Below are 19,961 nucleotides of genomic sequence, written 5' to 3' on the forward strand. Positions count from 1 at the left end.
AATGATAGAAAATGAAAGATTAGAAAAACAAAATCAGGATGAAGTTATACTTAGCGTGAGGAATGTTTCAGTTGAATTTAAAACCTATAGCGGCATAGTTCATGCACTGAGCGATGTATCGTTCGATTTGAAGCAAGGTAGATTTTTAGGTATAGTTGGTGAGTCCGGCTCAGGAAAAAGCACTCTTGCGCTATCCATAATGTCCTTATTACCAGAAAATGCCATGATGCGAGGCTCGATCTATCTTAAGGGCACAGAATACATTTCAGACGTGATAATCAATAATGCAAAGAAGAAAAAGGCAAGAAAAATTCTTGAAGATAATCTTCGAAATATAAGATGGAAAAATATTTCTATGGTCTTCCAAGGTGCCATGAATTCTTTTAATCCCGTTTACACCATCAGAAGACAGATGTTTGAGGTTTTTAAAATACACACAACTTTGGATAATGATGAAATAGAAAAAAAGGTAGAGGAAGCTCTCAGAATGGCTGGCCTTAACATTTCGGTACTAGATATGTATCCACATGAGCTTAGCGGTGGAATGAAACAAAGAGCAGTGATTGCCATGGCGCTATCTCTGGATCCAGATATTGTTATAGCAGATGAGCCCACAACAGGTCTAGATGTTATAACTCAAGCTGAAATAATATCTCAACTCAAGAAATTAAAGGAGAATGGTAAAATAAAATCGCTTATATTAATATCCCATGATTTGGGTGTCGTTTCTCAGTTAGCCGATGAAGTTATGGTTTTATACGCAGGGAAAGTGTTTGAATATGGGGAAAAATCTAGAATATTTCAAAATACGGCAAATCCATATACCTATAAACTTATAGGAAGCTATCCAAGTATAAGGAATGCCAAAAGATATGTTGAAGGCATACCTGGATCATTGCCCGATCCCATGAAGATAGGCAAAGGATGCAAATTTGCTGATAGATGTTATATGGCTAGGGATGTATGCCGAGAAGAAGAACCGGAATTGATAAAAGTCGAAGATAATCATTATTCTGCCTGTTTTTACTGGGATTCTATAAAGAAGTCAGATAAAAGTGATGTAAAAACAGAGCCGTATCACGTGATTCAACAGAGTTCGATGGTTGAAGTAAAGGATCTTGTAAAATATTTCGAAATAAAGGAATCAATATCCAAGGCACTTTTCGAAAGGGAAAAAAGATTTGTTAGAGCTGTTGACGATATAACATTCGCAATAAGAAAGGGAGAAATTCTTGGAATTGTTGGTGAATCAGGATCAGGGAAGACAACTCTTGGCAAGACCCTTCTGGGCCTGTATTCGCCTACGGCTGGTAAGATCACCTATTCATTTTCGAATGGTGACGTTGAGATCACTCCAACTACAAGTGAATCAGAACTGATGAGATCGTCCATCCGTAAAGAAACGCAGATGATATTTCAGGATCCATACGATTCTCTTAATCCAAAGCTTACTGTATATGATATAGTAGCAGAGCCTATAATAGCTCGAAGATATCATAAAGGGAACAAAGAAAAAGATGATATATATAAAAATCCTTTAGAAATATTAAATCTGGTGAAAATCGCACTGGCAAAGGCGTCTCTAAAGCCTGTGGAAAATTATTTATTCAGATACCCTCATGAGCTTTCCGGAGGAGAAAGGCAAAGGGTAGCAACTGCAAGGGCATTGGTATTGAATTCAGAATTCATAATAGCCGATGAACCCACCTCTATGCTGGATGTTTCAATCAGGGCTTCGTTTATGAATATGATGAAAGAAATAAGATCAAAAGAAGGAATAACTATGGTGTACATATCTCATGATATAGCTTCTACATATTATATGTCAGATAAAATATTAGTTATGTATTTAGGGAAAGCTGTAGAAATGGGATCTGCTGACGCTATAATAAATGAACCGCTCCATCCTTATACGAAGGCGCTTATAAAGGCAATACCTACTCCATTCAGTGATTGGGATCCATCGAAAATCGATATTATTGGAGAAATAGGAAATGCAATAAATGTTCCTAAAGGATGCAGATTCTATAATAGATGCATATATAGGCAGGACATATGCAAAGATAATCCCCCAACAGTCAAAGGGGCGGAAGATCATTGGTATCTTTGCCACTTCTCGCAAGATGAACTTATGGCGATAAAAAATGGCCAAAAATCACCCAATTCTTAAATTATCATCTATACCGCTTACTATTCTGGTATTCTTATTAATACTTTCTCTAGTATTTAATATCCAAGGAAATAAGGATGCATTTGATGCGATGCCACTTATTATTTTTATTTATGGTATATCTGTAATATTTTATGGGGCCTGGTCAAGCTTTGGCTCCAAAAAATATGTGGCAGAAGTCATGAAGGCGGGTATGCCATTAAAAAATGAAGATATTATATATATAAACAAAAAACAGCTCCTTCTGACGGGCATCTTTATAGGCATTGGTTCCTTATGTATGCTTGTAGGCTATATACTTAATTTTTTCATATGAACTGAGATTCCCTGAAATTTTCGATGGCTCATAGGAATGATTGTGAAATCTAGGTGTAATAGCTTCCAAGTCGTTCTTATTGGGTCGATTTTACTTCCATTCCAGCACCGTTTTTCCTGAGGTCTATGGCTTACTCTTCGCAATTAGGGAATCCTGCTCTTATAATATTATGAAGCGCTATGTGACGAAGTATATCCTTATCTCATTATCCGTACGCCTCAACCATGATATGGAATAAGTGGATCATACCCTTTAAGAATGCATATAGATGTTCCACCATTGGTCTGTGCGTACTATGCTATGGTTGCTTCTAAATGCCTTTGCGATCATATATCAATGATCTGCCTCAATAAATGGAATATCTTGTGCGGTCTGATACCATGATAATGATCTACCTTGCCATTGCCATGAATTGATCTATGATCTTATTAAAGATAAGACGTTCTTTTTCTATCCTATGCGATATTTCCTCGAAGTAATATTGTATCCATATCCGGAAAGCTTTCCAAGATACCCTAAGAAGTCCATAGATGCTGTTCTGAAATAGAATTTACTTAATATCTGTGGATCTGAGAGGAATATCATTGCTGAAGTAAAGCCATACAATCATTATATTTCTATCATAATTATGCTTTCAGTTTTCTAATGCATCATTCTCATAAATGTCTGATAATAATTGTCTGATTCTATCGTACTCAAACTGATCAGATGTTCTGGTGCCGGAATGGCCTTCTGCTTCGACTTTTTTTGTACCATTTTAGTATAATTGGCTTCAATGGGTGTATATATGTTGATCGTAAGGCTAAGGAAGAAACATCCATATTGTTTTTTGGAGTTTATTATATTATAATATTTAATGAATATAAACAATCATTTTATGAGTATAATTGTCAAGAATTAAATTGTCAATGCCTAGGATTTGCATGTAAAAAAAATTATATATAATCATTCTGTTACATTCAAAGATGAACGATAGAAAGAGTTGGAATAAGTTCATTGTGATTGGAGTTGTATTGATTACAGCGATTTTCATCGGTACTTCCTTCGTGGCCCTATCCGAGGCGCAACAGTCAGTTTCTGGCATCGCGCAACCTCAAAATGTGCAAGCAAATGCGTATTCATCTTCAGGTACTATTTTCAGCGATCCTAACTATACCGGCGGTACTTATGTTCAAGCTACGGTCAATAATATACAGCATTTGAACATATTCGATGCTACATCATTATATGACTTTATGTTGCTTGATGAAATATATGATTCGCTGTATAATTTCTTCCCAAATGAAACATATGGACCCTGGCTAGCTTCTTCTGCACAGGAATATAATGTGACCAATAAGAGTATTACTACCTTCGATCCATTGACTGGAACTGTCATGCCAGTTAATTTCATATATTTAGTAAATCTCAGGCCAGGCGTTCAATGGGATGATTGGACTGCAGCTAATGCATCAGATACGTACGTTTTTACGAATTATACGGCATTCAATAACGCTACAGGAGTGCCATATTCTCATACGTATAAAAAATACTATAATGTGCTAGTCGGAAAAAATGAAACATGGACAAACATAACGATGAAAACATACTATTTACAATCTGCCGATGTGATATTGTCTTGGAAGATATTATTTGATGCCTTAGATTACTCCGGAGAATTTCAAGACGTAGTTAATGTTGTTCCGGTTAACAATCTTACCGTGGAATTTTATTTGAGCGCACAGAATGCTTTATTTATCTCAACGACGCTTGATACCCCAATTCTACCTTATCACATATGGATAAAACATGATTGGTCTTCCGTTCCAGGTCTCTGGAACTATACGCCTACTGCACCTGCTAGCAGTGCTTACAATTCCTGGGACATGAATTGGAATTCGGTGACAGGTTATGCGCCCGGTCTAGTTGGTACCGGTCCATATATGATGTATGCAGGTTATGGTCAGCCTCCAGGTGCGTGGATCTATGCGGACTATTGGCAACTGTATGTTAATCCCCACTATTTTGCTCAATATGTTCCGTCACTAGCGCAGTGGGCCCCAAGGCTGTATTCTATAAAGACGCTTGTTTTCACATCGAACTCAGCTGCTGTTTCAGCTCTCCAGAGTGGTGAGGTTCAGTCCATACTCGAAATACCGCCTACATTCGTCCCAACAATACAGACTATACCACATACTTATCTATATGATAAGCCCGGGACAGGGTATGGATATCAGCAGGTCAATTCCTATCCTGGAAATGCTCCGTTTAATATAACGACACTCAGACAGGCTTTAGAATACGCCATTCCAAAGACCTATTTGGCAAGCGTCGTTGCTGAAGGTTATGCAATACCGGGTCCCTCGACAACCATACCCGTTTCGGATTCCGCATGGCAGTACACAAATATCCCTTTTTATCACTTTAATATGAAGAAAGCTGCAGAGATGATAAATGAAACCATAAATGAAACAAGTGGGGCACTTTCGTACAGTTCTGCAGGCGGTCTCCACTATTACAGCCCAGGTGGAACGCTTTATTATAAAGGCAAAGCCGTAACGATAAGCATTCAGATAACCGTTGCTTCTGAGGATCCATTAGGTGTTGAGGGAGCAGACATAATAGCTTCGAACTGGGACGCCCTAGGAATACATACCACTGTTAAACAAGAGGCATTCGCCACACTTGTGGGCAACCTTGTAAGCTTGACTCCATCCGATCAGACATCATTCAGTGTGATAAACTTAGGAATAACTGGGATAGCAGGGAATCCAGCGCCAGACTTTATAGCATTTAACAATCAATTGGGAATTGGAACAGGCTTTTATCTCGGGCCGTATTCAAAAATAACATATAACGGTCCGAATATAACCAATGTTTATCCGGGATTGAAGGTCGGAACAACATACAATGGTGCCCAGATAGATCAGATAATGAATAACCTAACGAGCATGATGTTCGTGGAAACGAATGTACATTACGAGCATGAACTTTCGGATGCTATACAGTGGATACAAGCTGAAGAAGCCACATTCCAAAATCTTGGCTATACCATATCAATAATACCGATAGATAACGGTACGTTTACTGGAATAATACATGATTCCGATCCAATAGCATCCTTCTGGTATTGGAACTTTATGACACTGCACTTAAAAACGCATGTTCCAGTTACTATTCCTATAACGGTACCAGTAAAACTAAATGTGGGCATCATTTCAAACAAAAGGATATACTATGATGGACAATTTGGGAACTTAACAATCCAGGTGAGAAACCAATATGGAAATCCGATGTCTGGAGTTCCTGTAAGTATTGGTTATTCACCTTCTGGTGCACTAGTTAATATAACTTCTTACAGAGGCACGACAAATTCCGCTGGAATTTACACGTTTGAATTCCGCGTATTACCCCAGAATACCCTAATATATACTAAAGATTACATGGGAGATATAACCTTCACGGTCTCAGCCTTGCCTACCTCATCTAACGAAATATCGGGGATAGGATATGCGAACATCGATGTTTCACCGTACCCTGTAGCTTTTGAATTCACACCGCTTAAGACTCTAACAAAAGGTTCGCAGGCGTATTTCAATATGACTATTGTTAATGCTGAAACAGGGGAGCCCCTTTCTGGGTATGATTATAAGATACAGGCGTTTGACGCAGCGCTTATGCTAAAGAACACCTCGAAGAATCAAACAGTACAGCAGGTATTGAGCAACTACGGCGGTATAGCGATAAGACTTAACAGTACAGGCTATCCGGTGTACGATATGAATATGACTTCCATTTCTGGAGTTACAGGATCTAACGGCGAAGTATCGGTTATGGTTCAGGAGAATTCATCCTTTAACTTTACATTGAATGGCGGGAATTTCACGACGTATTTATACCTTGGTGATTATGCCGCCGGTGCACCAATGGCCGGCGAAGCTGGTTATATGGATCTAGGAGAATTGACATCAGAATTCAACCCCAGCGGATTTGGAGTTGCTCAGCCCTTTGAAATACCAGTCATTATAACAAATCAGACCGTAGTTCCAAATATATCGGTTACCGTGATGAATCAAAAAACAAACTATATGGGAACATCTACAATAATAATAAACGTGACAAAATCTGGTAAACCAGTTGCAAACTACACGGTTAGTCTGATAGCACAAAATGCCCTAGGCGCTAATAGGGGCTATTTCCTGGGAGGTGCCGGAATGGGCTTTAATCCCAATGAATACTTTGGATCAAGCAACATGCCTACCATAAGCGTTGAAACGAACCAGACTGGAATAGCTACGGCCACGTTTAATGTATCTTTGTATCAGCCTGTCTACCTTAATGGAAATGTAGTTGGCTATGCTCCGATGCCATATACTTCACAATATTACATACCCTTCGATGAATTTGTCATAGGCATTTCCGGTCCAGATTCGAGTAATGTTACATATGTTCAGGCAACTCCGTTTGTATTTAATAACACTACTCATCCGTTCATAGTGCCCGTTCTTTCAGCCTATTTCGCCAATCAGACTACAGTCGATAACGAAAGTTTCATAATTTCAAATACTACATATAGCCTATACATCAACTCTACTTGGAATACCCCATATGGTCCGTATTCTCCAAATATACCGTTTTCAGTAAGTGTTTCCGCCGGCACTGTTTCTAGCACATCGGGTACAACATCTCCATCAGGTACATTTATGTTAAGTTATACCGCTCCTAATGTTACTGTGATAACGCCTGTCACAATAACGGTGACTATGAATGGAGGAGGATATATAAAGACCTTCACATACACTTTCTATGTATTACCGAGCTTCATCCATACAATAACCAAGACAAAAACGGTAACGGTTACACAAAAAATCGTTTCAGTTCCATCATATGCATATGCAGTAATAGGAGTCCTTGCTGTGATATCTGTTGCCTTTATAGCATTATACGCGATAGGTAGAAGAAAGCCATAATAGGTTTTTCTTATATAATTTATAAATTTTTTTCATATTATTATTATCTGAATTTTAGAAGCTAGCCGTTATAAATACATAGCCCGGACGCTAAATAATTTGAATACGTTTCATCCGTGATAACTGATCATCAGGTCCAAAGCATAACATTTAATAATATTGTTTTGACTAGTATTTTAGGGTGTCTCGGCTTTTCAGAATAGCCGCACAAACGTCGAACATTATTAACAGAATGGGAATACTGGGATATGCCGGGGAAGTATATCCCATTGATAATGGATATCATAGATAATATTGTTTTGCCCGATGTCAGGAAGAGAAAGTATACGGACAGGCAGATTGTTAAAATTCTCATCCTTCTGCAGATATTCGGAATATCCTACAGATCCTCGAGGGCATTTCTGCTTAACAATAGGGGGTATCTTGACCTTGTAGGTATTCGTGAAATACAACCATTCCAGACGTTATCAAGGAGATCTCGGAAACTCGATCTGCATGCAATAAACATGGAGATCGCTTCCCTCTATTCGTTGAAGGAAACCGCAACTATGGATTCCTTCAAGATACACATGCAAGCATTCAACTGCCATGAGGAGAAGGGTATGGGGAAATTACAAGGATCCTAGATCAGGGCTGTCCGAAAAACGAGGGGATGGTCATACGGAAGGAAGTGCCACATGTCCTTGGATGTGGTTTCGCTCCTTATCATTGACTGTATCGTTACCAGAGGTAACATACATGATTCCCGTGTATCGCACAGGCTGATAGATTCAATCAGGAACTTCGCATACATACTTGCAGATTCCACATACCATATATCCGAGATATACGATTACGTATTCGAGAACACGCATTCCATTCCGATAATAGATACCAGTAAGAGGAGAGGCATCGTGCCTGAACGGTTATCCGTTAACCGGAAATCGGAATTGACCTCAAGAAGGAATACTCTTAGTTATATTCACTTAGATGGGAGATAGAGCGTACATTCTCAATACTTAAAGGTATAATGAATGCGGAGAACATCTGGTATGTTAAGAACAGGGATTACGATACAGCGGATGGATTAAAGGCGATCGCTTATAACCTAATGATCGTATCAAATATAAGGACAGGAGAAAGGACGAGGGAGATAATGACGATCATCGTTCGCTAAAACATAGGACATCCTCTTTTGCTCTATATATAGGATGTCTCATTTTTCCAAAATGGTTGGACAAATGCCGAACATTATTAACAGAAACTATGATAATGCAATTGTATTGAAAATAATTGCATACAACCTCATGGTTATATCAAATATGAAAACGGGAAACAGGTCGAGGAAGATAATGAAAATCGTCGTTTGCTAAAACATGGGACACCCTATGGCTCTATATATACAATAATAATGTGCCGATATGAATCCGTTTATCTATACATAATCTGAGTTGATCTGCGCGCAACAATTTTATACAAGGATTTTCATCGGCATGTATGAAAAGGTCTATCATGGCTTTGGTAATTGCAATAGTGCTTATCATAGCAGGTATTGGTGGATTCTTTGGATATGAGTACACGCATCAGGTTAAGACTAACCTCAAGACGATGTATCTCACGACTTTCACAAATCCATCCAGTATCCAGACATTTCAGCTTTCTGTAATGGAACAGGATCTCAGAGCCATAGGGCTTCCAGTGAGTATACAATTGGTCTCTCCCACGGTCATAGGCAGCTATCTGACGCCAAATGGCACTCCAAATTTTGTGGGCTTTGGCTGGTTCCCCGACTGGCCTGATCCGGTGGGTCAGCAGCTAATTCCGATAACTGCATCATTTGATGGCGGTGCTATAGGTTACAACATGGCCTGGCTGGATAATTCGACCCTCAATTCACTGTACCCGCAGATTATGTTTGAAACCAATCTAACCCAGCAGATGAAGCAGGTCGTTGAGGCCTATCACATAATATACAATCTGACGCCGTACATCTGGTTCCCGAATCCCGATACATATTTCTTTGTCCAACCTTACGTTAATAATTTCACTTACAACCCTTACGACACATATTTCTACAACATGATGTCTTATAATTACAGCTATAACGTTAATGGAATAAAAGCCCCGACAGACGGCGTTCTCACTGACGTCGCTGCGGATGGAGCAATATCTCCACCGGATTTTCTTGATCCATCTGTTGGCTTTGATATAGAGGACGGACCGCTGTTCACAGCGGTTTATCAGCAACTGGTAGAACTCAACGGGACCAATTACCTGCAGGTGGTACCGGTAATAGCATCGAACTATTCGGTTGGCACCGGCACCCACCTATATCAGAACTACACCTTCAATATAAGGAAGAATGTAACATTCAGCAACGGTGATCCTGTAAATGCCACCACGGTCTGGTTTTCCTTCTACAGAACAATAGTAATGGCGCAGGGTCCATCTGTGGCCAACTACGCTGATCTGCTTTTCAATTCGACCTCATACGAATATACCGCGCCATACTCGATTCCCTGGGGATTCGAGCATGCGATGCGGTACGTTTACAACACGACCGGCAAACCTAGCTGGATGCAGTTTCCATTCCCAACAAATTATTCCAATACGAACGCATCAAATGTGAAGTTTGCTGCGGAATTTCTGGCGAACATGCTCTCGCACTTCGATCCATGGAGCAACGCCACTCAGGCGGCCTTGATATCGTATACGAATCAAGCTGTTTCAGTTCCTGGCTATAGGCCCGGCGAAGTATCGTATAAGGTTGATATGAATACCATATACCCGTACAGATTCTTCCTTTCTGATATAGCAGAATGGTGGGGCAACATAGCCGATCCCATATTCATAGATTCTCATGGCGGCGTAACTGCTGACGGTACAAATGAATACATAGATGCAAGTGGTATGCCAGGAACGGGCCCATACAGTATTTCCGCAATTGGTGCATCGCTTTCCTCAATAACCTTAGTTTCAAACCCGCATTACTGGGGAAGATCATACTGGGCGAACAATGATCTTCCTGCAGTGGCGCAACCCGCACACATCCCAACGCTCATCCTCGATTACGGAATAGAACACTCCGGCCGTGTCAGCGGTTTTCTGGATAATGATTATCAGATCAGCTACGTGAGCATACCTTACATCTCTTCAATCGCTGGGGCCTCTCCTTACAGTTCGTTACCTCTAAGCTCCTTTTTCAAAAACTTTGGGGCAAATCCCGGTGTGATACCCTGGTCGATGAACACCCAGCTATATCCAACTAACATACTCGATTTCAGAAAAGCGGTTGTTTATGCATTGAATTACTCTGAGATAGAGCACCCGTATTACTATAATAGCCAGTACCTTGCCCAGAATTATATAGGCCCTATTAGCCCTCAGTTCGCTTCATACTATGATAATGCTACTGCTGGGTTGAGTCCACAGCAGTACAACATTACGAAGGCAGAATACTACTTAAATCTCGCTGGTCAGCAGGGGAAGTTCTTCGTGACACTGCCCAATGGCACGATACTTGGGGATAAGGCGCTTGCCAAAAAGTACACCGTTCTGGAAATATCCGGCCTGAGTCAGTTCTCCCTCTTCGAAGACATGATCCTTTCAGCCGAAACGAAGCTGTCATTCATGCCATTTTTAGGCTGAACACCGGCGGATATTAAATTAGATTTTTTATTTTTCAAATTAAGACTTAAGATGCAATTATGGTTCATTTTACAAAAAATTCAGTCCTGTCTCTTCAGGAAGGAACCTGTTTGGGTCTTTTGGTCTCAATGTACTTTATGTCCCTCCTCTTTACATGATTGAACCACCATATCTTTCCGATTAGCGAAGCCGCTTCAAAAGTATGATCTATGGATGGTTCAAGGAAGCATTCGGTGAAGCACTTGTGACACTTATTATCATATATATCCCATGTCGGCTTCTTATTCAGAACGACTTCTACATGCTCAAAGCATGGATGAACCTTGCCGCGGTAATCAGTATAGAAGATCTCCTGTCCGGCCTTACAGGCCCTTGATCCCTTCCCATCTATGAAATCAACCGCCTCCTTGTAGTAGCTCCTCATGTTTCCGAATACGTGCTTATGATAATTCTCGTAAGCATAACTGAATGCCTGCCTTATCATATCGTTTGTAACCTGGAAGTCCTGGAAGTAGTAAGCGTCCTGTTCTGGGAAGCACATAGATAGAGGAACTCCCAGTTCATTATTGGCGAAGTCGGCGATCTCTCCAACCTTGAAATAATTGAAATTCGTCACAAGCATGTTTGCTGTGACGATCTTGACCTTACTCTTCGCTTCCTTTATATTTGAAACTACCGTATCGAATATCTTCAATCCACGGTAAGCATTGTGTTCTTCGGGTATATTGCTGTCCAGTGATATCGTAACAGCATCAAGATATGGATAAAGCTTTCTGAGCACATAGGGATTTGTACCATTTGTAGCTATATGCGTGAAGAAATGATTCTCCTTCAACTTTCTTATTATATCCACAACGTTCTTGTTTAAAGTCGGCTCTCCGCCTGTGACAGACACTATTTTTATACCGTTATTCTTCATCTCCTGAAGGTGCTTGTCTATCTGATCCTCCGGAAAGAATATCTTCCCCTGCCATGCATTGCAGCTCTTGCATCTAAGGTTGCAAAAGTAATCAATATTCCATATCATTGTTTTCATATTAAATTAGTAACATCTTTTGAGATTTAACATTTTCAGTTTAATTCAAAACACAAGAACCTATTGCGGATCCTTCAGCGAAGGATCAACATAATATGTCATGAGAACGTCATCAACGTATTCTCCCTCTATGAGGAACTGCTTCTTTCTAAAGCCTTCGATTTCAAAGCCTATCTTCTTATAGGCGTTGATTGCATTTACGTTTGTGGAAAAGACCTCGAGATTGAGTTTCTTTATTCCCTGATCTTCGCACCACTCAATAGCCTGTTTTATCATTCTTGTACCGATCCCCTTGTGCCTGTGGCCGGCCATTATCGCTATGCCAAGACTGGCAGTATGCTTGTTCTTCCTGTATATGCCCCTTTGCACGGTGAGTACCCCAACCACTTTCCTGTCGAGCACGGCGACGAGCGTGAGATCATCCAGGCTCTTTATGCGCTCCTGTTCGGCTCTTTCCGTCAGCATGTAGTACTCGCCGACGAGGTAGACCTTTTCGTCCATGACGCTCTGCATACAGCTTATGATCCCAGAAGCATCGCTGGGTTCGGCTTTTCTGATTATGTATTCGTGTGTCAGCTCTGTGGGTTTCTTCCAAAGCATCTGATTTAAAAAATGCAAAACAACTAATTAATCATTTCTTCTGAAGCATCTTCTTTACCTGTTCTAGAATGGCGTTTGCTTCTTCCACAGTCTTTTCAGCATCACTTATTATCTGATCTTTGTGTTCGATAAAGTCTGGTGTCAGTATGGCCCCTTCCCTCGATGGTGATATTATATTTTCTTGTTCTAGTATGCGCAGAGAATACCGTATCTTATGCTCGGGAATTCCTGTTTCCTGGGAAAGCTTTATTATACCTATTGGCTGCTCCTTAAGCAAAACGTCTATGACCGAAATATGCCTTTTCAGCGTTTCCATGTCATTTATGATCTCTCTGAAGATCGAATACTCCTTCATGTTCGTATATCACATGCTAGCATATATTTTTATAGTAAAGTTAGAGGTTTGAGAAAAGCGGTAAAACTCCTATATTGAGGTATGACGTACAAGGGCTTGCCGAAAAAAGTTCATAATACCTATACATAGATTGAAAAATAGAGTCAGTGCGATTCGAATTCACGCCTGTGGAGATCGCTATTTCGGACTAGTCCGGTATATATCCGTACAGACAGAATTCGATCTATGAATCAGGAAGAAGATCCGATGCCTCGGCATAGGAGTGGCTCACAGATATGTAAGAGATCACCATGAAATTGTCTAAAATTGGCTTCTGCGAAGAATTGAAATGATAAGCCAGCACATGCGAAAGATCAATCGAATGTTATCTTAATGGTTTTCCCGTCGTAATCTAGAATGGTATTTCCGTCCTCCACAAGGCACATACTACCGGTCTTTCCGGTTATCCTGAATATGGTCTCAAGTCGATCCTCTATGTATTTTTCAAATCTTGAAGGTTCCTTAGATAGGGCCATTATTCTCTGTGCGTTCAGGATCAGTGCTGCCTCAGTCTTCAGCTTGAATCGCGTATCTTCATCAAATGATTTTAAATCGATAATTTCCTGGGACACCAAGATGGAAGATCAGATATTCGTTATTAATCATATCGTTTTTGCACTGAGTATCAAATGCTGTTGATCAGGATTGCGCTTGTAGGCGTTTATACTTCTAAATCCAGAAAATGTTAAAGTAAAGATCAAGCACAAAAGACAGGCCTCAATCTTGCCATTTAAGTATTGACCTGTTAAATCTGCATCATCCTCCTTTTTCTTTCGGCTATGAAGCTTTATCATTCAATTAACAATCATGGATCATGAACGTTAGGCGCATCGATGACTATACCTATATGATCGATAAGGAGAATGGTATGAACGTACCAGGTATAGTCTATTCGAGCGAGGAACTCTTCAAGAAGAGTGTGGATGAGGGCTCGCTCAAACAGGTCATGAATGTGGCGAAGCTCCCAGGAATAATAAAAGCGTCATACGCTATGCCTGATATTCATCTCGGATACGGCTTCCCAATAGGAGGTGTTGCTGCGTTTGATGCAGAGACAGGAATCATCTCACCGGGTGGCGTGGGATACGACATCAACTGCGGTGTGGCTCTTGTTTCCACTGGCATATCCTTTGATGAATTCATGCCTAAAATCAAGGAAGTTACCGACGATCTGTTCATAGAGATCCCAAGCGGTCTGACATCAAGAAAAGGTCTCAAAGTATCTTCTTCCGATCTCAACGAAATACTGAGATCGGGTCTGAAATGGGCGTATGAACACGACCTTGCAACGCGAGACGATATGGATCACACAGAAGACCACGGTTCCATAGAAAACAGCGGGGAAAATGTATCCAAAGCGGCGCAGCAGCGTGGAATGAGCCAGATCGGAACGCTAGGAGCTGGAAACCACTTCCTAGAGGTCCAGAAGGTATCACAGATCTTCGATTATGATTTAGCCGGGAAATTCGGGATAAAGATGAACGAGGTAACGGTCATGGTGCATACAGGCTCCAGAGGTCTGGGACATCAGGTAGCGACGGATTACATAAGAATGCTGAGAGAGGCAGACTATTCTGTGAAGACATCGGATCCAGAGCTCATCTCTGCTCCAGTGAGATCACCGATAGGCGAGAAATACATCGATGCCATGAGGTCTGCTGCGAACTTTGCATTTGTAAACAGGCAGATAGCGATATATCGCATAAGGTCAGTTTTTGAGAAGCATTTTGGAGTAACTCCAAGGCTAATATACAGTCTGGCACATAATATAGCGAAGGAGGAGAATCATGTTGTCGATGGCGAATCAATGAAGGTCATAGTTCATCGCAAGGGAGCAACTAGGGCATTTCCCGCAGGAAAGGCGTCCTCACCCTTTGAAGATACAGGACATCCTGTGCTGATCCCGGGAAGTATGGGCACCGCGTCATACGTACTTGTGGGTCTCCGAGACAACCTGGATAAATCTTTTGGAACTACCTGCCATGGTTCCGGCCGCGTATTAAGCAGAAATCAGGCAGTGAAGAAATACGCTGGCCTTGTAGAAAAGGAGCTGCAGGAGAAAAATGTATATGCCCGGCCAGCTACCAAGCAGGTGCTTTACGAGGAGGCGCCTGAGAGCTATAAGAACGTAGACGAGGTTGTTGACGCTGTGTATGGAGCAAGTCTAGCTAAGCCGGTTGTGAAGATGATACCGGTATCCGTGGTTAAAGGCTAGGACGAATTATCCAAAATAGATTTTATCCTATCTATCTTTTTTATTTTTTCAAAGCCATGCAATAAAATAGCAGTATAATGCATCAGCACTGAATGATCACAATATTTATAAGAAAAGTTTTGTTTAGCCCAAAAAAGGGAGGATATCGGTGAACAAATCTACAATTGCGATTGCTATTGTTTCAATAATAGCATTGAGTTCCCTTGCGGGATTGAGCTTTGCCAAGACGCCACAGACCGGCTATGCGGATATAGCTGTATCATATTATGGTGGGCCGGCTAAAGTACCTGTTGAGGTACTTAACTTCAATGGCGCTGTTGTGGCATCGGGAAGCGGCCCGCATCTAAATGTATCGCTTCCATTTGGGCAATATTATGTTTACGTTCCAAACTATATTGGACCAGGTTCCAGTGGAAATTTCACTATATACGATGCTAAGTCTGTAGCATTCAACCTAACTTCAAGCAATGTCAGTGTGTCTATAGCACTTACTGCGTATCCGACATATGGGATAAATGTTTCATTCTCAGGCATACCTAATGGAGCTATCGTGAAGTTTGAAACCGCAGACGACTTTGTGTTCAACCAGACGCACGTTATAAACGGAAAATATCAATTCCAGCTACCGATAAAAGTTCCATTCTATGCAGTTCTGGATTATGGAACTACCAACCATACATATCTTGAATATCTTGCGAATGCTACCTCCACACTATCTATAAGTCCTAACAAACCAGATTTCTATGGTTATCCTAACGTCAACTCCGGAAACATAGTAATAATAGATCCTGTAAGCCCTTATGATTATACGGTGGTACCATTTACAAATGGGTATTTCTCTATAAATGCTTCATCTAGTGATATAATACTGGTTGAATCTCCGGGTTATATGCCATATGCATTTACTTCATCGCAGAACGGCAATATGATAAAGCTCTCCAAAGACGTATCCAACGTGTATTACAATTACAGTCTTAGCCAAAACATGCAGACGCTATACCAGAATATAACATTCCATCTGAACAATGGAACCGCATTTCCAAACTATTTTACAAATTCCAGCGTTGGATCACTGTACTGGCAAATGAAGTTGGATAATATAACAGAATCACAGCTCGTAAGATACTTCTACGGTCTTGCCCAGAATTATACTCTGAGCACGTTCACAGTCAACGGTGTCAACTACAACATAACATCACCTCCAAAGGTTACTGTTTACAGCACATCTAATTCCGTAACAGCCTATGTAAACGCAACCTATTCGAATATGTCACCAGTTTCTTCTCTGAGCACGATAAATGTATACGTTTACGGCACGCAGAATACCCCGGGATCAATACAGTACAATTTCAATATAACATATAATAATGCAAGTCTCGCTGTATCCTCATCAAATGTGCCTCTAATATCCTCGTACAGATATGTTAGAATATCGCCACTCTCAAGCAACACCATGGTCAGTCTAAAGTTTTCACCAGTTCAGAAGCCCGTGATGGCCAACAATTCATATACGCTATACTGGAAAGACATGGTATCTGACAACTATGTGCTCAATAACAACGCATCAAATGCCTATTACGTCGTCCCACTAAATCAGACCGTATACCTAAATGCTTCAAGCGCTTACTTCAACCCCGTGACAAATTCGAATGACTATGCGCAGGCAAACTTCACCTGGACCATAAATGGAACAACCGAATACTCGTACAACGTATCCTATAAGTTCTATGATCAGGTCAACAAGGTCAGTGTAAGGGTAGTTAGCCCGTCGGGAGGTATAGCCTACTCAAACTTCACCGTCATAGGCGTGAGCAACAGCACTGCACCTATGGTCAAGTTCTCCGCTTCACTGAACGGAAAGACCATAACTTCATCTAAAAATTATTATAGATCTAACAACACCTATCTTATATCGTTGAGCGTTCCCCAGTCCGCAAGCGTCAGCTACAGCTTCTATGGATCTTCCCTCACGGCACAGAAATACAGTGTATTCCTGATGTACAGCTGGCACTTCCCAGGACAGACGTTCATAGGCCAGAACGTATCCTACGCTTTCCAGCATCCGAGTATAGCTCCAGGGTATCTGAATCAGTATGCGTATGCAAACATAACAACTGAAGTTGGAAATGTAACCCATGTGATTCTGCACGTCTATGTCAACGATACAACGCCACCATCGGCTACATTCTTCATGATGTACAACGGTACTTACATAAAGAACCCGATTGCTGGCAAGTCCATAGTGCTTAGCGCCAACAATACAACCGATCCGTACTATCCATTCTCCGATCTCAGATTCCAGTGGAAGATAGAGTACGTCAACGGCACAGTGGCTCAGCCTTCATCCACAACGTATACAAACATGACGCCTATGAACAATTCTTACGTTATCATACAGTTCAACACAGTCAATAGCATGATAATATCCCTCAATGTTACAAATCCGTCTGGAATATCCGGCTACTACAACAAGACTGTATCCATGGTTGTGCAGAGCCCGAGGCTAGTCGTGAAATCCATATACATGCCCAAGGCGGCATACCAGGGATCATCTTCAAAGGTATATGTTAACGTATCCAACCTTGGAACTATGAATGCCTACGATGTCAACATAACGCTATATGTTAATGGAAAGGTCGTTGGAAGCACTACCGTGAGCGAGATCAAGGCGGGATCGTACTACAACGCGACGGTGACATGGGTACCGCCAACATCCGGCAAGCTTCCACTGTATGCCACCGCAGAGGTTGGCAATGAGCCATCAGCATTCGTAACTGCTGGAGCATTAACACAGCAGGTGAGTGTGAATCCGCCGGCCTACAGGACGCCGCTCATAGTGGTATCGGTCATAGTTGTGCTCGTAGTAGTGGTCTACGTGTACTACAGGATCAGATCCGGTGGTGGAAAATCAACGCAGAAGGCTGTACAGCCAAAGACGGAGCTTCCAAAACAGCAGCAAAAGAAGAAATGAATTTAATTTTTTATAAAATTATTACATTTGATCAAGCATTTTTATTCCTATAAGATCACCGGCGTCAGAGAGTATCTGTTTATAGGCCTTTACAATCCTTATTCTTCTTGCGTATGTGAGAGGATCTGTGCCAATCACCCTGCACGCCCCATAGAAATCATTGAATTTCTGTACAAGAGAAATAAGGTATGCTGCGATCAGATCAGGCTTGAGATCCTGTGCGGCATCTTTGAGATAATATGGATATACGTACATGGCCTTCACAAGATCAGCCTCTTCCTTGGGCATATCCATGCCATAAGATTGCTCCGGTTCTGGGGCCTTATCAAGTATGCTTGCAGCTCTGGCATGCGAATACATTATGAAAGGCGCAGAATTGGATTCAAAGTTGAGCGCCTCCTCCCACCTGAACGTTATGGGCTTTGGTGCGCTCACCCTGATTATGCTGTATCTCACGGCTGAACTGGCGATCACCTCAGCTATTTTTTTGCGTTCTTCCTCACTGAGGTCAGGTCTCTTTTCGTTTACTATCTTAAGGGCCTCATCATAGGTCCTGTCGACGAGATCCTGCAATGTTACTATATTTCCACGCCTGGTGGACATCTTTCCGGTTTCCAAAGTTATGAAGCTGTAATACATGAACGATACCCTGTTTTCCAGCTTAAGCATCTCCTTCAGCACGTGGTTCAGCGACTTGGCGTGATCCTTATGATCTTCACCGAGAACGTCTATGATCCACTCGCTGTTTTCTGCCTTGAAGAGGTGGTAGGCGATATCCCTGGCGAAGTACAGCGTGGTACCATCCTTCCTGGTTAGGAATACCTTTTTTCCAGAAATTTCTATATACCTTGCACTATCTTCTTCCTTTGTTTCCAGCATATCGATTGCTTTCCTCACGCTGCCGTTGAGAAGAAGATCAGATTCCCAGTCGAACTCATCGAACTCTATCCCGATCCTCTTGAGCGTTGAGGCGATGCCGTCAAGCATGACGCCCGCAATTTTCCTCAGTGTTCCGAAAACTTCAGGATCAGCATTCTCGTACCTCTCGATGTTCTTCTCGATCTCTTTCTCTATGCTTTGATCCTTTTCCATCTCGCGGTAGATCTTCTGGTAATTCTCAAGCAGATTCTCTATTGTTATCGGGCCGCCATACTTGATATAGGCTGTGTAAAGCGAGATCATTTGCTTGCCTGAATCATTGACGAAGTACTGCCTTACGGTCCTGTACCCGTATCTGGAAAGGATTCTGTAAATGGAATCTCCGATTATGGAGTTTCTTGCACGTCCTATGTGCAGTGGCCCTGTTGGATTGGCACTTGTATGCTCAACACTTACCCTTTCAGCCTCCTGAAATACATCAGGATACGTTCCTGATTTCTCAATTGATTCTAGAACCTCTCTGAGCATGTAGGTGCGTTTTATCCAGACATTTATGTAACCGCCTTCAGAAAGCGCCTTCTCCACGTAGTCCTTCTCGGATATCGATCTCACAATTTCCATGACGGCATTCTCACCGCCATCAGGCGATTTAAGGATTCTGAATACCCTTATCGTTATATCAGAATGACCCGTATCATCCAGGTATACATCGTTTTCAGAGATCCTGAACCTTTTGCTCACGATCTCATATATGTCCTTCCTAAGATCCTGAAAAAGAAGCATGCGTGTTAATCAACACCGCGT

Annotated in this window: 14 protein-coding genes; 9 read left to right on the forward strand and 5 right to left on the reverse strand. The window is 41.4% G+C overall.

What is annotated here, in order from left to right:
- Position 1 precedes the first annotated feature (1 nt).
- The 7 genes from TA_RS01385 to TA_RS01415 all read left to right on the forward strand — a co-directional run bounded on the left by TA_RS01385 (position 2) and on the right by TA_RS01415 (position 11,062).
- Positions 2 to 2,170 (forward strand): dipeptide ABC transporter ATP-binding protein, encoded by a 2,169-nt coding sequence (locus tag TA_RS01385; RefSeq protein WP_048161501.1) that lies wholly within the window; start codon positions 2 to 4, stop codon positions 2,168 to 2,170.
- Positions 2,145 to 2,486 carry a hypothetical protein gene (locus tag TA_RS01390; RefSeq protein ID WP_010900700.1) on the forward strand — a complete coding sequence of 114 codons (342 nt, stop codon included), beginning with the start codon at positions 2,145 to 2,147 and terminating at the stop codon, positions 2,484 to 2,486. Before TA_RS01385 ends, TA_RS01390 begins: the two co-directional genes overlap by 26 nt.
- A 965-nt stretch (positions 2,487 to 3,451) precedes the next feature.
- On the forward strand, positions 3,452 to 7,435 hold the full coding sequence (locus tag TA_RS01400; protein ID WP_083808300.1) for an ABC transporter substrate-binding protein: 3,984 nt from the start codon (positions 3,452 to 3,454) through the stop codon (positions 7,433 to 7,435).
- Between the two features lie 248 nt (positions 7,436 to 7,683).
- Positions 7,684 to 8,061: a hypothetical protein gene (locus TA_RS08285; RefSeq protein WP_010900702.1), complete on the forward strand. Its 378-nt coding sequence runs from the start codon at positions 7,684 to 7,686 to the stop codon at positions 8,059 to 8,061.
- Positions 8,062 to 8,112: 51 nt separating this feature from the next.
- Entirely contained in the window at positions 8,113 to 8,415 is a 303-nt protein-coding gene (locus TA_RS08290; protein WP_010900703.1) for a transposase, read from the forward strand.
- A gap of 29 nt (positions 8,416 to 8,444) precedes the next feature.
- Positions 8,445 to 8,591: a hypothetical protein gene (locus tag TA_RS08295; RefSeq protein WP_241761869.1), complete on the forward strand. Its 147-nt coding sequence runs from the start codon at positions 8,445 to 8,447 to the stop codon at positions 8,589 to 8,591.
- A gap of 320 nt (positions 8,592 to 8,911) precedes the next feature.
- Entirely contained in the window at positions 8,912 to 11,062 is a 2,151-nt protein-coding gene (locus TA_RS01415) for an ABC transporter substrate-binding protein (protein ID WP_010900704.1), read from the forward strand.
- A gap of 94 nt (positions 11,063 to 11,156) precedes the next feature.
- On the opposite strand, the gene TA_RS01420 is transcribed toward TA_RS01415, so the two are convergent.
- The 4 genes from TA_RS01420 to TA_RS01435 all read right to left on the reverse strand — a co-directional run bounded on the left by TA_RS01420 (position 11,157) and on the right by TA_RS01435 (position 13,667).
- Positions 11,157 to 12,098, reverse strand: a complete 942-nt coding sequence (locus TA_RS01420; protein ID WP_156778462.1) for a radical SAM protein — start codon at positions 12,096 to 12,098, stop codon at positions 11,157 to 11,159.
- A 60-nt stretch (positions 12,099 to 12,158) separates the two neighbouring features.
- Complete coding sequence (locus TA_RS01425) at positions 12,159 to 12,698, reverse strand: GNAT family N-acetyltransferase (RefSeq protein ID WP_010900706.1); 540 nt, start codon at positions 12,696 to 12,698, stop codon at positions 12,159 to 12,161.
- A 31-nt stretch (positions 12,699 to 12,729) separates the two neighbouring features.
- Positions 12,730 to 13,053: a transcriptional regulator gene (locus TA_RS01430; RefSeq protein WP_010900707.1), complete on the reverse strand. Its 324-nt coding sequence runs from the start codon at positions 13,051 to 13,053 to the stop codon at positions 12,730 to 12,732.
- Positions 13,054 to 13,406: 353 nt separating this feature from the next.
- Positions 13,407 to 13,667, reverse strand: coding sequence for a hypothetical protein (locus TA_RS01435; protein WP_156778463.1), 261 nt, complete (start codon positions 13,665 to 13,667; stop codon positions 13,407 to 13,409).
- A gap of 239 nt (positions 13,668 to 13,906) precedes the next feature.
- Here TA_RS01435 and TA_RS01445 point away from each other — a divergent pair, with 239 nt between their 5' ends.
- The gene (locus TA_RS01445) at positions 13,907 to 15,307 is read left to right on the forward strand and encodes an RtcB family protein (protein ID WP_010900708.1); all 1,401 of its coding nucleotides are present in this window, start codon (positions 13,907 to 13,909) and stop codon (positions 15,305 to 15,307) included.
- 148 nt (positions 15,308 to 15,455) lie between these two features.
- Positions 15,456 to 18,278, forward strand: a complete 2,823-nt coding sequence (locus tag TA_RS01450) for a CARDB domain-containing protein (RefSeq protein ID WP_156778464.1) — start codon at positions 15,456 to 15,458, stop codon at positions 18,276 to 18,278.
- Positions 18,279 to 18,299: 21 nt separating this feature from the next.
- On the opposite strand, the gene argS is transcribed toward TA_RS01450, so the two are convergent.
- Positions 18,300 to 19,940, reverse strand: a complete 1,641-nt coding sequence (gene argS / locus TA_RS01455) for an arginine--tRNA ligase (protein ID WP_010900710.1) — start codon at positions 19,938 to 19,940, stop codon at positions 18,300 to 18,302.
- Positions 19,941 to 19,961: the final 21 nt, after the last annotated feature.

This window comes from Thermoplasma acidophilum DSM 1728 (assembly GCF_000195915.1).
GTDB lineage: Archaea > Thermoplasmatota > Thermoplasmata > Thermoplasmatales > Thermoplasmataceae > Thermoplasma > Thermoplasma acidophilum.